We start from the raw sequence: 15612 nt of genomic DNA on the forward strand, positions 1-15612 counted from the left end.
GGCGCTTGACCGCGACTTGTGTTTCGCCTCCTTCGAGCGCAGAATCCGCCCGTTGCGTGCCCATGCGCCGAGGGGGTGATGCCGACGTCGCGCACAGGGGTTCCAGGTGCGATTGCGCTGTCGATTTTCGCCGGGGTCTCGCTTGCAAGCGGCACCGCGTTTTCGCAAAGTTTTGCTATCGGCAATGGCATCATCGCCGGCCAGCAGACGATGACCGGCGCCGGCGACACCGGCATCGTGGCTCCAAACGGAGCGATCGAAACATTCGGCGCCGGCGCCGATGCCGTGCGGATGCTCAATTCGGGCCAGCGGCTCACCAATTACGGGTTGATTGGAACATTCGGCGACGGCGCCGCCAATGTACATTCGCAAGGGCTCGACGCGACCATCCTCAACAACGGAGCCATTCTGGCGACAGGCGATGGCTCGATCGGCATTTTGTCGGAGGGCGGCAATGCGCATATCGTGAACGATGGCGCGATAGAGGCGCTTGGCGTTGCCTCATACGGCATCATCAGCGACGCCCCGGGCGGGCGCCTGGACAACCGTGGCTTTATCGGCGTTTCAGGTACGGCCGCCGCAGGCATCATCGGCGATGGGCCGGACCTGGAGATAGGCAATAGCGGCTCGATCGAGGCCTATGGGATCGCCGCCGCCGGGATCATCTGGCAGAGCAACGGTCTTCGGCTGCAAAATTCAGGGTCGATCATTGTGTCGGGGTTGGCTTCCGTCGGCATCGGCGCCAGCGGCAGTGACATCGCAATCGCCAACAGCGGCACGGTCAATGCCTACGGGACAGCCTCGACAGGCATAGGCACCTTGTTCGGCAATGCCACGATAAGCAATTCCGGTTCGGTCATTGTCGAGGGGGTGGGTGCCGTGGGCATCGCCGCCCAGGGCAGCAACTCCGTCGTGACCAATTCCGGCCGTGTCTTCAGCGACGAGAGCGTGGCAATCTATCTTGGCGCGCCGGGTGCGACGCTGAACCTGTTGGGCGGAACGGCCATCCAGGGGCCGATCGTCTTTTCCGGCGGCGGCAACACCGTCACCTTCGGTCCCGCGGTGAACGCCGTCATGAGTTTCTCGGGAAGCGGTGTGCCGCAGACCGTCCTGACCGGCGGCAGGCCGTTCGTGACGAGCGGCGACAGCGTGGCGGTGGCGGACATCACCGGGTTTGCCAGCAGCGGGCCGCTTATCGAAGACCTTGTCGACGGCATAGCCGGCGTCGCCGAGGCGCGCATGTCTACCCCTGGCGATGGCTTGCCTGCGCCGCATCCAGACGCCTGGATCTCGACATTTGGCGGGGTACGCGCCCAAGGCGGTTCCGGCGCATCGGCCGGGTTCAGCGAGGCGCTGGGCGCCGGCGTCGCCGGCGCTGAAAGGCGCTCGGGCGACGGCTTCCTGGGTGGCGTGCTGCTGGGAGGTGCTGCGGGATCGACCGAGATCGACGACGATGCGCAGGAGATCGCCCATCGCAGCGTATTTGCGGGCGGTTATCTCGGCTATGACGGAGGGACGCATTTTGCCGGGGCGACGTTGATTGCCGGCGCGATCGAGGAGCACAGCCGCCGCCGTGTCGCGAACAACCGGGTGCTCGACGGCATCGAGACGGCGCGGGCCGATTTCAGCAGCGTCTTCCTCAGCCCGTCGGTTACGTTCGGCACGCGGCTGCCGGTCGCGGCCGGCACGCTGATCCCCAGCGTGCGGCTGCGTTACGCAGGCCTCTTCGTCGACGGCTACGCAGAGACCGGTTCGGACGGCGATCTCGCGGTCGCGCGACGCAACGTCAACCTGTTTTCGGCGCGCGGTCAGCTCGCGCTGGCTTTGGCGCCTGTCAGCACGCCTGTCCAGGCTTGGCAAACCACGCTCCGAGCGGGGATCGATGCGATCGCGCAAAACAGCGGCGACGTTTCGGCGACATTGCTCGGCCAGGGCATCTCTTTTCCCGCCGGCGGCAAGAAATTTGTGTTGCGCGGCTTTGCCGGCGCGGACGTCGCGGCGCAGGTGGGCGCAGGCATGACGCTCAATGCCGGCTTCGAGGCCGGCTACGGAAGCGATAATGCCTTCACCGTTCGCGGCCAGGCCCGCCTCAGCAAGGCTTTTTGAGGGATGCAAGACAACACCGGCGCTGGCGCGACTTGAGTACCTTTTTACGACGGATGGGCTCGTTGGCCCTGTTCTAACATGGATGACAGGCAGGGTCCTGTGAGGCGAATCTGGAACTGGCTGTCCGAACCGCGAGCCGCGCAAATAGCGCTTGGCCTGTTGCTCGTCATCGCGGTCCGGTCGATCCTGGAATTCTTCAGGATCGGTGGAGCGGCCGGCGCACAGCTGCGCGGCGATGAAATCTTCTATATCGAAGGCGCGCTCGCCGCCGTTTGCGCCGGCCTCGCCGTTCTTGTCGTGCATGCCATCGGGCGGCACGGCTGGGCGACGCTTCTCACCGCTGCGGCGATAGCTGCCCTGTTGGCGTGGAAAATCGCGGTCATTGGCTGACGATAGGCGCTTGGTCAAAAAGCGCCACAATCCTATACTGCCACGCGGCCTCGCGGATCATTGCATTCGTGAAGGCCAGCGTTGCAGTGGGGCACGTCGCAGGATGATCTTTCGTCAGCTCTTCGATTCCGTTTCGGGCACCTATTCCTATCTGCTTGCCAGCCGGCGCGGCGGCGAGGCGCTGATCATCGATCCGGTGCTGGAGAAGGTCGAGCGCTATCTGCAGCTGGTCAATGAGCTGGACCTGAGGCTGGTCAAGGCGGTCGACACGCATCTTCATGCCGACCACATCACCGGCCTCGGCGCGTTGCGCGACAAGACGCATTGCGTGACCGTGATGGGTGAGCAGACCAAGGCCGACGTGGTGTCGATGCGGCTTGCCGACGGCGACAAGCTCGGCATCGAAGGCCTGGCGCTCGACGTCATCTACACGCCGGGCCACACCGACGATTCCTACAGCTTCATCCTGCCGGATCGTGTGTTCACCGGCGACACGCTGCTCATCCGCGGCACCGGCCGCACCGATTTCCAGAACGGCGATCCGCGCCAGCAATATGAATCGATCTTCGGCCGGCTGCTCAAGCTGCCCGACGAGACGCTGATCTTCCCGGCGCATGACTACAAGGGCGAGACCGTGTCGACGATCGGCGAGGAAAAGGCCTTCAATCCGCGCCTGCAGGTGAAGTCGGTCGACGAGTATGTGAACATCATGAACAATCTCAATCTGTCCAACCCGAAAATGATGGATGTGGCCGTGCCCGCCAACATGCGGGTCGGGCTGCATCAGGACGACATCGCCAGCCGCGGCTGGGCGGTGAGTGCGGAGCAGGCGCTGGCGCTGGTCGGGCGGCCCGACGTGGCGCTGGTCGACCTGCGCGAGCAAACCGAGCGCGAGCGGCACGGTATCATCCCCGGCGCGATCCATCTGCCCTATGCGCGGCTGCAGGAAAACATCATGGCCGGCGGCATGCTGCACGAGCTGGCGAAGTCGACGGCTAAGCAGATCCTGTTTTACTGCGCCTTCGGCGAGCGTTCGGCGATGGCGGTGCAAGCGGCGCAGGACGTCGGGATTTCCAGCGCCCGCCATATCCAGGGCGGCATCGACGCCTGGCGGAAGGCCAGCGGCCCGTTATCTCACTAGTTCCCCAGCGCAAACGCCGGGGATCGGATGAAGCCGCCCCAACCTCGTCATTCTATGGCGGAGCAAGGAGCGAAGCGACGCGCGCAGACCATAGAATCCATTCTGTGACTTCGAAGCGCCGGCACGGTGCAGAATTCTGCTCCGTTGCACGCCTTGGCGAAGGTAGCGGCATGGATTCCAGGGTCTTCGCGACGGAGCTTCGCTCCTGCTCCGCCCTGGAATGACGATCGCGATGGGCGTTTCGGCCAATCTCCAAGGCATGCCACCTGCCAACGCAAACAGAGCCGACCGGTCAAAATCCCTGTGCAGTGCCACTAAAGCGCATCGCGATCTTTCAGATTCGCTCCCTGCGCTTTAGGTCTTGATTCTACGCATGCCTTTGTCCCGAAACCGGTTCCCACTTTCGGGAGGCATGCTTTAGCCGGATTCAATTCAGCCCGATGAGCTTGGCGCCGTTCCGGAACAGGGCTTCTCCATCCCGGTCGAAACGGAATGTCGCGATGAAATCGTCGGCGCGATAGTTCGGCAAGGTGTTGCGGATCGCGGCGGCGAAGGTTCGCGCCTCCTCCTGCCGGCCGGCCAGCGCCAGGCAGTGGGCGGCAATCGCCAGGATGATGAGATGGGCGTTAGGGCGTGCCGCGGCCTTCAGCGCCCATTCGGCCGCCGCTTCGAATTCGCCGAGCCTTGCATGCGCCATGGCGCGCGCGCCCATCATGCCGAACAGCAGCGGATCGAAGGGGCTCAGATGGCGCGAATGGTCCGACGAACCGATCGCCGATTGCGGGTCGCCCGATTGCGAATGGACGAAGGACAGCGCGTAGTGGCCGAGCGCGAAATTGGGGCTGAGGTCGACGGCGCTCGCGAGCTCCAGCAGCGATCCGTCCTGCTCGCCGCGCAGCCATAGCGCACGGCCCATCGCCCAATGGGCGGCGGGGTTGCGGTCGTCGACCAAAAGGCTCTGGCCGGCGCTTTCGAAGGCAAGCGCGGTCTCGCGGTCGCGGTCGCCCCAGCGCTGGAAAGCATTCTGCCAGTGGGTGAAGGACATGCCGGCATAGGCGCGCGCGAAAGTGGGATCGAGCTTCAATGCCTCGCCGAAGAAATGCTGCGCCAGCTCGTTTTCCTGGCGGGTGAAGCGATACATGTGCCAGAGGCCGCGATGATAGGCCTCCCAGGCATTGAGCGAGTTTGGCGCTTTCAGCAATGCGCGGTTGCGCTCCACCGTCGCGATCTCGGCGGCGATCGATGAGACGATGCTGTTGCCGATATCCTCGATGACGATGAAGATGTCGTCGGGTTTGTGCTCGAAGGTTTCCGCCCAAACGATCCTTGCCGTGCGGACCTCGACAAGCTCGACCGAGACGATGAACCGGCCCGGCAGAGCCCGCACCGAACCAGTCGCGACATAGTCGACATTCAGCCTGCGCCCGGCGTCTTCCGGCGCGATGTTCTTCTCGGCGAGCGCGAAGACAGAGCCGCGGGCGATGACGAAGAAATCGCGCAGCTTGGCAAGCCGCGTGATGATGTCATGCGTGAGGCCGTCGGCAAGCCCGCCACGGAAGCCGCCGGCGCCGGCGCTCTCGGCAAACGGCATCACCGCGAGCGAAGCCCGGCGGGTCGCAACGGGCTCGGATTCGTTCGCGGCCACCAGCGATTCCGAAACCGGGAAAGCCGGGCCGGATCGGTCGCATGGCGTTGCGCCGGCGTTTCGGGCTCTTATCTCCTGCCAAGCCTCGCGCAATGGCGTGAAATCCAGCTCTTCCGAGCGAAACAACTCCGCTGCCGTGGCAAGATGCTCGTCGCCGGCGCAGATCTGCCCGCGCCGGGCCAGATTTTCCAGCAGCGCCACATGTGCGCGGCCGTCGAAGGGCGCAAGCTCCAGCCATTTGTCGATATGGGCGCCGGCCTCATCGGCTCCGCGTGGGAGAAGCCCGATAATATGCTCCAGAACCGCGACATGGCATGCGCTGAAACGGCGGCGCTGCGCCGTCAGCCAGCTGCTGAAATGCGGGCTGCGATCGAGCTCGAGGCCATCGAGAAAATCGCCGGCGAACAGTTGCGCAAGCGTCCGCAGGCGGTCGAGGCCAAGTGTCTCGATCCCTTTCGCCACCGCGGCAGCTGCCTCGACGACATCGACGCTCACATCGCCGAGGCGAAGCGCCACGGTGTCGCCTTCCGTCTCGATCCGGCGCAAGCCCGGTTCGTCGAGCGCGGCACGCAGCTTGCTCAGGCACCAGCGCAACTCGCCGCGCGGATCGTTGGGCACGTCCCAGAGAAGTTCGCAAAGACGGCTGCGGCTGACGGGGTGGGGCGCCAGCGCCAGATAGGCAAGCAGGGCGCGCAGCTTGCGTGACGAAGGCAAGGCCACAGGAACATCGTCGCGCATGATCGCAAACGGGCCGAGCAGCCTGATCGAAAGGCTGGCTGCCATGTTTTTCAGAGCCGACCGAACGGATTCCATGTCCGTTTCCACGCTCGCTCCCACGCCGAACAGTTGGTCCATGTTCTATCACCAAACACGACAGGGCGCATCCGTCGGCGAATTTCGAGCCGGATGCGGCCTTTGCCGAATTTGCCGGCAAGTCACACGCAACTAACGCGGCAAGGTGTCGAAACCGCGCCGCCCAAGCCGCCGGTTTGTAACCGGCACGTGAGGAGAGAGCCATGTTGCATCAATTGAAAATCAGGACCACGTCCGGGCGCGGCCGTCTGTTCGACAGCATTCTCGACACGGTCGGCGACACGCCGGTCATCCGCATCAACAATCTCGGCCCCGCGCATGCCACGATCTATGTGAAGGCCGAGTTCTTCAATCCGGCGGCCTCGGTGAAGGACCGGCTGGCGCTCAACATCATCGAGGAAGGCGAGCGCAGCGGTAAGCTCAAGCCCGGCCAGACCGTGGTCGAGGCGACGAGCGGCAACACCGGCATCGGCCTTGCCATGGTCTGCGCGCAGAAAGGCTATCCGCTGGTGGTGACGATGGCCGACAGCTTCTCGATCGAGCGCCGCAAGCTGATGCGCATGCTCGGCGCCAAGGTGGTGCTGACGCCGCGCGCCCAGAAGGGATTCGGCATGTACAAGAAGGCGGTCGAGCTTGCCGAAACCAATGGCTGGTTCCTGGCGCGGCAGTTCGAGACCGAGGCCAACGCCGCCATCCACGAGGCGACGACAGCGCGCGAGATCATCAATGATTTCGCCGCTTCCAGGCTCGATGTGTTGGTCACCGGCTACGGCACGGGCGGCACGGTGGCCGGCGTCGGCCGCGTGCTGCGCCGCGAGCGGCCGGAGGTGAAGATCGTGCTCGCCGAGCCGGCGAACGCCCAGCTGATCGGCAGCGGCACGCGCCAGGAGCGCGGCGCCGGCGGCGCGCCGTCCGCCAGCCACCCGGCCTTCGAGCCGCATCCGATCCAGGGCTGGACGCCGGACTTCATCCCCAACGTGCTGCAGGAGGCGATCGACCAACGCTACTATGACGAGGTGGTGCCGATCCCTGGTCCCGAAGGCATCAAATGGACGAAGGCGCTGGCGCGGCAGGAAGGCATCTTCACCGGCATCTCCGGCGGCGCCACTTTTGCCGTGGCGCGGCAGATCGCGGGCAAGGCCCCGGCCGGCTCGGTGATCCTGTGCATACTGCCCGACACGGGGGAGCGCTACATGTCGACGCCGCTTTTCGACGGCATCGAGGTGGACATGGACGCCGAGGAAACGGCGCTGTCGCGCTCGACGCCAAGCTGCCAGTTTGAAGCCTGACAGCACCGACCGCGACGCCGCCCCCGCATGGCGGCGCCGTTCTTTTACGCGCGGGTCGACCCGCGCCGGCGGGAGAGGCGAGATGGATACACTTCAGGAAGCGACCAACGCGGAGGAAACGCTCGATCCGCCGGATTGGGCCGATGTGGGAGCGCTCTCGCACCGAATCCTCGACGATGCCATCGCCTATCTCGAGGATGTCCGCGACCGGCCAGTCTGGCGCCAGATGCCGGCCGAGGTGCGAGCATTCTTCGGCGCACCTTTGCCGCGCTCGCCGGCGCCGGCGGCTGACGTCTATGACGACGTCGCCCGCAACGTGATGCCTTACCCGATGGGCAACATCCACCCGCGTTTCTGGTCCTGGTATATGGGATCCAGCAACTTCACCGGCGCGCTCGGCGATTTCCTGGCGGCGATCCATGGCTCCAATCTCGGCGGCGGCAACCATGCCGCCGCACTGATCGACAGCCAGGTCGTCAACTGGATGAAGGAGATGGTCGGTTTCCCAGCCTCGGCCAGCGGCACGCTGGTCAGCGGCGGCTCGATGGCCAACATTATCGGCCTGACCGTGGCGCGCAACGTCAAGGCAGGCGTCGACGTGCGCGAGCGGGGTGTCGGCGCCATGCCGAAGCCGTTGCGCTACTACGCCTCGGACCAGGTCCATTCCTGTCATCGCAAGGCTGTGGAGGCGCTCGGCCTCGGCAATCAGGCGCTGCGGCGAATCCAGACCGATGCCGGGTCGCGCATCGATATCGCCGCGCTCAAGGCGGCAATCGCGGAGGACCGCGAGGCGGGCTTCAGGCCGGCCTGCGTGATCGGCACCGCCGGCACCGTCAACACCGGCGCGGTCGACGACCTGCAGGCGCTGGCGAGCGTGGCGGCCGAAGAGGACCTCTGGTTCCATCTCGACGGCTGCATCGGCGCGCTGATCGCGATCGCGCCTGAGAACCGATCGCTCGTCGCCGGCATCGAACAGGTGGATTCGATCGCGCTCGATCCGCATAAATGGCTGCACGCGCCGTTCGAAGCCGGCTGCGCGCTGGTGCGGGACGCATCCCAGCACCGCAATACTTTTGCCGTGACGCCGGAATATCTGGAATCGACGCCGCGGGGCCTGGCCTCCGGAGAGTGGCTGCACGATTATGGGCTTCAAACGTCGCGCGGCTTCCGTGCGCTCAAGATCTGGATGGCGCTGAAGGAGCATGGCGTCGAGAAGTTCGGCCGCCTGATCGACCAGAACATCGCCCAGGCCCGCCACCTCACCCGGCTGATCGAGGCGGAGCCGGCGCTCGAACTGATGGCGCCGACCACCATCAACATCGTCTGCTTCCGCCATCGCCTCGATGGCGCGTCGGAGGAAAGCCTCAAGGCGTTCAACACCGAGATCATGCTGAGACTCCAGGAGGAGGGAATCGCGGCCTTGTCCGATACAACGGTGCAGGGCCGGCATTGCCTGAGGGTGGCGATCGCCAATCACCGCACGCGCCGCGGCGATCTCGACCTGCTGGTCGCGGAGATGCTCAGGCTGGGACAGGAACTCGAGGCCGCGATACCGGTCTGAAGCACGCTCGGGAAGCTGTCTCAGCTTACCGTCAGAGTGGCGCCCGGTAGATAGAGCATGATCGGCCGGATCTCGTAGACGGCGGTGGGGTTGACGCGCTTGAGGTCGCGCGCCACCGCTATCGCCTCGTCCTGGGTCGCGCAGTCGAGGACATAGAGGCCGAGCAACTGCTCCTTGGTCTCGGCAAAGGGACCATCGATCACCATGCCGTCGCCCGGACCGCGCAGCGTCACGGCCTTGGCCGTCGCGCCGAGCCTGGCCGCAGGCCCGAGCTTGCCCTCGCGCGTCAGCCTGTCGTTGACCTCGAGCAGGTCTTTCATCAATGCCGCATCCTCATCGGGCGACCAGGACTGCACGGTGTCTTCGACGTGATACGCAAGGACGGCGTAGAACATGGGTGGATTTCCCTCGTGACCAGGCGGGCCGCACTATCACAAGGATGGTTCGGCTGATCCAGTGGCGCCGGTGGCGGACAAAGCCCACTCCTGACTCAAGCTGCCACCGGCAGCCGCAGCTCCGTCAGCAGCCCGCCACCGGGGTAGTTGGAGAGATCGACCTCGCCGCCGGCGCCGCGCGCGATGTTGCGGGCGATGGTGAGGCCGAGGCCGAGGCCGCCGGTCGTGCGGTTGCGCGATTCCTCCAGCCGCACGAAGGAGCCGAACACCGCGTCCAGCTTCGCCTGCGGAATGCCGGGACCCTCGTCGCGGATTGAAAGCGTGATCGTGTCGCCCGATCGCCGCACGCCGAGATGCGCCTTTTTGCCGTAGGTCACCGCGTTCTGGATGAGATTGGTGATGCAGCGGCGCAGCGCCACCGGCCGCGCGACGCAGATCAGGCCGCGCGACGGGACCACGTCTTCGTCGAAGGACGCGCCGTCGAAGGAGTCCGCGACCGATTCCACCAGCGACCAGAAATCGATCCGCTCGGCCTTTTCCTCGGTCACCTCGAATTTGGCGAAGTCGATGACCGAGCTCGCGATGCTTTCGATGTCGGCGAGGTCGTGCGCCAGCGCCTCGCGCGCGGGCGACCTGCGCAACAGTTCGAGGCGCAGGCGCATCCGGGTCAGCGGCGTGCGCAGATCATGCGCCAACGCCGCCGCGAGGTGCTCGCGATCCTCGACATAATCGCGCAGCCGCATCTGCATGGCGTTTATCGCCTTCGCGGCTGCACGGATCTCGCGGCTGCCGCTCTCGGCGATCGGCGGGCTTTTCAGGTCGTTGCCGATGCGCGTCACCGCCGTTTCCATCATCCGGTAGGGCGCGGTCAGCCGGCGCAGCGACCAGATCGACATGATGACAATCAAACCGGCGATCAATGAGTAAAGCGGCAGGCTGTCGAGGCTCAGAATCGGTCCCGCCGGCGTGATCGGTTCGGTGAAATTCAGCCACTGTCCGTCGGAAAAGCGCAGCGAGGCGGTCAGCTTGTCGCTTTGCGCGAAATCCGCGGCCAGGACCAGCAGGTCGCGCTCGACCTGGCCGACATCCTTGTTCACCGCCTGCCCGTCCGGGACATCGGCCTCCTGGGTGGCCGGATCGCGGCGCACGCGCGCATCGGTGATGCCGAACTTCGACAGGCGGCCGACCAGGATGTCCTCCAACTCGGCAAGTTGGTCGTCGCCGGCGATCGAAGAGGTGACGGCGGGCGTGTCCGAAACCGTCAGCGCATAGGTCGAGTTGAACAGGCCGGAGGCGGTCGCCTTGCGTTCTTCGGGCGTGGCGTCATGCATCAGCTGCACCAGTGAATAGGCGCGGTCGTTCAACCGGTAGAGATCGACGACGCTATTGGCGGCGGCCCGATCGCGCGCGACGATGTAAAGCGTCGTCACCTGGCTGAGCATGAGACCGGCAATGACGATGAGCAGCACCCAGACTGGCAGGGTCTGCGGCAGGAAGCGTCTCATTCGGATGTCGTCTCGGGCAGGAACTGATAGCCGCCGCTGCGCACGGTCAGGATCAGTTTCGGCGTTTTCGGATCGTCTTCCATCTTGCGGCGGAGGCGGCTCACCAGAATGTCGACGCTGCGGTCGAAGCTATAGCCGGTGTCGCCGCCGGACAGCTCGATCAGCTGCTCACGGGTAAGCACGCGCTGCGCGCTCCTGACGAAGGTCTGCAGCAGGTTGAACTCCGCCATCGTCAGCTCAACCCGGACGTCGTCGGGCGCCGTCAGGCGGCGGCGCGCGCAATCCATGGTCCAGCCGGCAAAGCGGTAGACCTGCCTGGCGGCGGGCCGACGCGGCTCGGCGCTGCCGTTGCGTCTCAGCACGGCGCGGATGCGGGCCAACAGCTCGCGCGGATCGAAGGGCTTGGGCACGTAGTCGTCGGCGCCCATTTCCAGGCCCACCACGCGGTCGGTCGTTTCGGTGACCGCGGTCAGCATGATGATCGGCGTAGTATAGTTGGCGCGGATCTCGCGGCAAAGCTCAAGTCCGCTTTTGCCGGGCAACATCACGTCGAGAACGATCAGGTCGACCGGCGTGCGGCGCAGGACCGCTTCCATCTCGGTACCGTCGCCGGCCACCGTCGTGTGCAGCCCTCGCTTCTGGAAGAACTCCTGCAGCAGGTCGCGTATGCCCTTGTCGTCGTCGACGATCAGTATGTGCGCATCGGATTTCACTCGAAACCTATCATTCTTTTTGCCGGCTCTTGCTGGATATCCGTTCGAGGCAACCCACACGATAGAATTCGGGCCACATCTTGGCCAGTGGCCGCGATTGCCGTGCCGGCTGGGTTCCCAGAAACAATCCAGAAACAAAATTCTACAATCGAGAAAAACTGGTGAAAAATTTCAAGGGCATAACCGATGCCGTGGCGGTCAGATCATCGGCTGCGACGCAAGTTTCCGGAGTAACGGACAAGACCAATGCAGAGGTTCTGGATCAGCGTGATGGGTGCTTTGCTCAGCATATCGCTCATCACAGCCGCAGACGGCGCCTCCACTGCAAAGGTCGCCGCCCCGCTCACCCGGACCGAGCGCTGCACCAATCTGAGCCGTCAGGTTGACGAAGCTCTCGAAACGCATGCCGCGGCAACGCAGGTCACCGCGGCGAAGGCACTGCAAAGAAAGGGAAACCGGTTCTGCGCCAACAAGAAACAGGCACAGGGGATCCGGATGCTCGCAAATGCTTTGAAGCTGCTTGGAGTGGCACCGATCGATCCCGTTCAGTGACACTCATCCAGACCCGCAAGAAAAGGAAATGAAGCCATGAAGAAGTCCATCCTCTCCGCCCTCGGCCTCGGTGTTGCTCTCGCCTTCGCGATGCCGGCGCTCGGCAACGCGGCCGCTACGACGACCGCTGCTCCGGCTGCTTCGACCGCGACCACCACGCCTGCTCCGGCGGATAGCATGGCTGCGAAGCCGATGAAGAAAGCCGCTGCCAAGAAGGCCTGCAAAGTGACCAAGACGCACAAGTGCCCGGTCAAGAAGAAGGCGTCGGCTGCGAAGCCCGCTGCTGCGAAGCCGGCTGCCAAGAAGCCCTGATCCAGCGCTCGGCGCCACTAGATGAAGCCGCTCCAGTCGATTTCGGCAGGGGCGGCTTCGGCGGGAGCCCGAAACCGGCAGGTTTCCACCGCGTCCAGTCTATCCTTAACCTGATTGCAATGCCGGTGCTGTAGGACAATCCGCATGAAGAAGCGGTTTTCGTCCCTGATGCGTTCGCTGACCCTCGGCGGCCTGATCGCCACCGCGGCGGCACGATCGTTGATCATCTTTACCGCAAGCCCCGTGCCGGATCCCGCCAGCGGCAGGACCGAGCCCGAGCTGTTCGCTCCGCTGATCTCTTCAAGCTTCGACTACATCACGCCGGCGCAGTCCTGGGTCCTGATCCTGCTGACCGGCGCGACCGCGATCGGCCTTGTCGGCTGGATGTTCTTCGCCTTCGTCGAACGCGGCTCCGACATGGATGGCAGTGCAGGCTCCGGCAGATCGGGCACCGCGTTGCGCCGCCAGGTCGGGCGCCAGGGCCGTTGACCCTTCGGCAGTGATTCCCCACATAGGACTGATGGTCCAGGCCGGCATTACCCGCGCGTGGAATTGGACGTATATTTGCTGCGTGACAGAATGAGAGCGAGAGAGCCCAGTTCTCGCTGGTGGATCCGATGCCCGAAACCGTCCTCAAACCCCGCACTAAGACACAGCCGAAAACCGAGCGGCCGAAGCTCTACAAAGTCATCCTTGTCAATGACGATTTCACGCCGCGCGAGTTCGTGGTGACGGTGCTCAAGGGCGAATTCAAGCTCAGTGAGGATCAGGCGCATCGCGTCATGATCACCGCGCATACGCGCGGCGTGTGCGTCGTCGCGGTGTTTACGCGCGATATCGCCGAGACCAAGGCAACGCGAGCGACCGACGCCGGCAAGGCCAAGGGCTATCCGCTGCTGTTCACCACCGAACCGGAAGAGTAGGGGCGGAGCGCTTCCCTTCTCCCCTTGTGGGAGAAGGTGGATCGGCGCGCAGCGCCGAGACGGATGAGGGGTGCTCCAGCTTGGCGCCAAGCCTACCCCTCACCCGGATTGCCAGCCGATTTGTGAAGGACAAATCGGGGCAATCCGACCTCTCCCACAAGGGGAGAGGTAAGAATTCACCGCCCTTCGCGATACCACATCGAGCCGATGGCGAGCAGCAGCAGGCCGAGGCCGAGGAAGCCGCCGAACAGCGGCACGCGCGACACAGCCTTGAGTGTGCTGTCGTCGGTGGTGCGCAGGCCTACCCAGTCGTCGCCCGACGCGGCCGCGGAAGAGCGGACCGGCACGATCGACGGCAATGTCAAGCCGCCGGCGAGATTGCCGAGCGTCGACGACGGTGCCAGCCGCCGCACGCTGCCGCCGGTCGCCTCGGCGGGCGCCTTCAGCCGGTCCTCGGTCGAGATCACGTCGGAAAATTCCGGCGCGTTGATCGGGCCGACATGGGCAAGCGCGGTAAGGTCGCCATTGCCGATCTGGTAAAGGCCGATCTCGCTGGTCTGCAGGCTGCCGGTGAAAATGCCGGGTTCGGCCTTCTCGAGCTTCACCGTCACCGCCTTGCCGGACGGCGTGATGACCTGGGCGGGACCGGGGTCGTCGCTCATCGTCTGGCGGCGGATTTCAAGCATCATGCCGCGGCCGTCGGCGGTTAGCCGTTCCTCTTCCAGTTCCGGCTCCTTCATCAGCCAGTGGGCGATGCGGCGATAAAGCTGGACATGCGGCCCGCCGCCCTCGAAGCCGCGCGCCCACAGCCAGCCCTGATCGGACAGGAGCATGCCGACACGGCCTTCGCCCTTGCGATCGAGCAGGAGCAGGGGCCGATCGTCGGCGCCTTTCATCACCACTTCGCCTTCCGGGTTCTTGACGCCGATGGTGCGGAACCAGCGGCTCCAATGCGGCGGCTCGCTTGCCGAGCCGTCGAGCCCGCGCGTCACCGGATGGCGCTGGCCGAGATCGGTCAGGCGCGGATAGAAGGCCTTGTCCACCACCTCGCCGGTCGGCATAGCCGGCAGCGCGGCATTGAGCGGCGTGCGGGCAATGGAGTTCTCGCCGGCATATTCGGGGCCGGCGGCAATCAGCAGCGCGCCGCCCTTTTCGACATATTCGGAGATGTAGTCGTAATAGAGGATCGGCAGCACGTCGCGGTGCTGGTAGCGGTCGAAGATGATCAGATCGAAATCCTTGATCTTCTCGACGAACAGCTCGCGCGTCGGGAAAGCGATCAGTGATAGCTCATTGATCGGCGTGCCGTCCTGTTTTTCCGGCGGGCGCAGAATGGTGAAGTGGACGAGATCGACCGATGCGTCCGACTTCAAAAGGTTGCGCCATGTGCGCTCGCCGGCATGCGGCTCGCCGGAAACCAGGAGCACGCGCAGGTTTTCGCGAATGCCGTCGACCAGGGCAATCGCCCGGTTGTTGGCGTCGGTCAGTTCGCCGGGCTCCCGGTCGATGCCGAGCTGGACGATGTTGCGGCCGGCATTGGGTATGGTGACCGAGAGCTTCATCGGCTGGCCGACGGTCGCGTGCTCGACCGAGACCTGCTCGCCATTGACCGAGACGCGCACGTCCACCGGAGCACCATCACCTTCCGTCGAAATGACGCGGTAGGTCATGTCGAGCGGCTTGCCGACGAGACCGAAGCGCGGCGCGTTCTCGAAGCGGATGCGGCGGTCCTTCTCATGCTCGTTGCCGGTGATCAGCGCATGCAGCGGCGCGTTGAACTCCGGCGCGCCGGCCGGCGCATCATGCACCTCGCCATCGGTGATCATGATCGCGCCGCCGATGCGCGACGGCGGCACGTCGCGGAAGGCGCCCTCCAGCGCGCTGAACAGCCTGGTCTCGGTGCGCTCGTCGGCGGCTTCGGACTTGCCGGCCTCGACGACGCGGACATCGAACTGCTTGAAGCGGGCAAGACGCTGCTGCAGGCCGGCCAGCGCTTCGTCGGTCTGCTCGGTGCGGTCGCCGATATCCTGGCTCTGGCTGCGGTCGACGACGAGGGCGACGACGCTCTTCAGCGCCTCGCGCTCCTCGGCGAGGAAAACGGGATTGAGCAATGAAGCGGCAAGCGCGAGCAGCGCGATGAAGCGCAATGCCGAGCCGCGCTGGCGGAACCACAGGCCGACAAGCGCCAGCAAAAGCAGCGGGACGAAGAGCAGGCCGAAGAGCGGCCAGGAGAGAAGCGGTTCGAAGGAGAGCGACCAGTTCATGCG

At 64.9% G+C, this 15612-nt stretch carries 14 protein-coding genes; 9 read left to right on the forward strand and 5 right to left on the reverse strand.

The features are described 5' to 3' along the window. Nucleotides 1–78 precede the first annotated feature (78 nt). From FJW05_RS21070 to FJW05_RS21080, 3 genes are all read left to right on the forward strand, one after another. Nucleotides 79–2106: an autotransporter outer membrane beta-barrel domain-containing protein gene (locus FJW05_RS21070; RefSeq protein ID WP_140635388.1), complete on the forward strand. Its 2028-nt coding sequence runs from the start codon at nt 79–81 to the stop codon at nt 2104–2106. Nucleotides 2107–2265: 159 nt separating this feature from the next. Then, on the forward strand, nt 2266–2496 hold the full coding sequence (locus tag FJW05_RS21075) for a hypothetical protein (protein WP_140635390.1): 231 nt from the start codon (nt 2266–2268) through the stop codon (nt 2494–2496). 103 nt (nt 2497–2599) lie between these two features. Then, entirely contained in the window at nt 2600–3637 is a 1038-nt protein-coding gene (locus FJW05_RS21080) for an MBL fold metallo-hydrolase (protein ID WP_140635392.1), read from the forward strand. A gap of 427 nt (nt 3638–4064) precedes the next feature. Here the strand turns inward: FJW05_RS21080 and FJW05_RS21085 are convergent, their stop codons facing one another. Further along, entirely contained in the window at nt 4065–6095 is a 2031-nt protein-coding gene (locus FJW05_RS21085) for a transcriptional regulator (RefSeq protein ID WP_181165029.1), read from the reverse strand. A 203-nt stretch (nt 6096–6298) separates the two neighbouring features. On the opposite strand from FJW05_RS21085, the gene FJW05_RS21090 reads away from it, so the two are divergent. Both FJW05_RS21090 and FJW05_RS21095 read left to right on the forward strand, forming a co-directional pair. After that, the gene (locus FJW05_RS21090; protein WP_140635394.1) at nt 6299–7384 is read left to right on the forward strand and encodes a pyridoxal-phosphate dependent enzyme; all 1086 of its coding nucleotides are present in this window, start codon (nt 6299–6301) and stop codon (nt 7382–7384) included. 82 nt (nt 7385–7466) lie between these two features. Beyond that, entirely contained in the window at nt 7467–8945 is a 1479-nt protein-coding gene (locus tag FJW05_RS21095; RefSeq protein ID WP_140635396.1) for a pyridoxal-dependent decarboxylase, read from the forward strand. Nucleotides 8946–8965: 20 nt separating this feature from the next. On the opposite strand, the gene FJW05_RS21100 is transcribed toward FJW05_RS21095, so the two are convergent. The 3 genes from FJW05_RS21100 to FJW05_RS21110 form a co-directional block, all read right to left on the reverse strand. Further along, nucleotides 8966–9340 carry a YciI family protein gene (locus FJW05_RS21100; RefSeq protein WP_140635398.1) on the reverse strand — a complete coding sequence of 125 codons (375 nt, stop codon included), beginning with the start codon at nt 9338–9340 and terminating at the stop codon, nt 8966–8968. 95 nt (nt 9341–9435) lie between these two features. After that, nucleotides 9436–10845, reverse strand: coding sequence for an ATP-binding protein (locus tag FJW05_RS21105; RefSeq protein WP_140635400.1), 1410 nt, complete (start codon nt 10843–10845; stop codon nt 9436–9438). Next, the gene (locus FJW05_RS21110) at nt 10842–11558 is read right to left on the reverse strand and encodes a response regulator transcription factor (protein WP_140546182.1); all 717 of its coding nucleotides are present in this window, start codon (nt 11556–11558) and stop codon (nt 10842–10844) included. The genes FJW05_RS21105 and FJW05_RS21110 overlap by 4 nt, the downstream gene beginning before the upstream one ends. 246 nt (nt 11559–11804) lie before the next feature. On the opposite strand from FJW05_RS21110, the gene FJW05_RS21115 reads away from it, so the two are divergent. The 4 genes from FJW05_RS21115 to clpS all read left to right on the forward strand — a co-directional run bounded on the left by FJW05_RS21115 (nt 11805) and on the right by clpS (nt 13345). Next, nucleotides 11805–12110, forward strand: coding sequence for a hypothetical protein (locus FJW05_RS21115; RefSeq protein WP_140546183.1), 306 nt, complete (start codon nt 11805–11807; stop codon nt 12108–12110). Nucleotides 12111–12146: 36 nt separating this feature from the next. Continuing rightward, entirely contained in the window at nt 12147–12422 is a 276-nt protein-coding gene (locus FJW05_RS21120; protein ID WP_140635402.1) for a hypothetical protein, read from the forward strand. Between the two features lie 144 nt (nt 12423–12566). After that, nucleotides 12567–12911, forward strand: a complete 345-nt coding sequence (locus FJW05_RS21125) for a hypothetical protein (protein WP_140635404.1) — start codon at nt 12567–12569, stop codon at nt 12909–12911. Nucleotides 12912–13039: 128 nt separating this feature from the next. After that, nucleotides 13040–13345 (forward strand): ATP-dependent Clp protease adapter ClpS, encoded by a 306-nt coding sequence (gene clpS / locus FJW05_RS21130; RefSeq protein WP_140546186.1) that lies wholly within the window; start codon nt 13040–13042, stop codon nt 13343–13345. A 176-nt stretch (nt 13346–13521) separates the two neighbouring features. Here clpS and FJW05_RS21135 read toward each other — a convergent pair whose 3' ends face one another. Continuing rightward, nucleotides 13522–15609, reverse strand: a complete 2088-nt coding sequence (locus FJW05_RS21135) for a hypothetical protein (RefSeq protein WP_140635406.1) — start codon at nt 15607–15609, stop codon at nt 13522–13524. Between the last annotated feature and the right edge of the window lie 3 nt (nt 15610–15612).

This window comes from Mesorhizobium sp. B2-9-1, assembly GCF_006439455.1.
Taxonomy (GTDB): Bacteria; Pseudomonadota; Alphaproteobacteria; order Rhizobiales; family Rhizobiaceae; genus Mesorhizobium.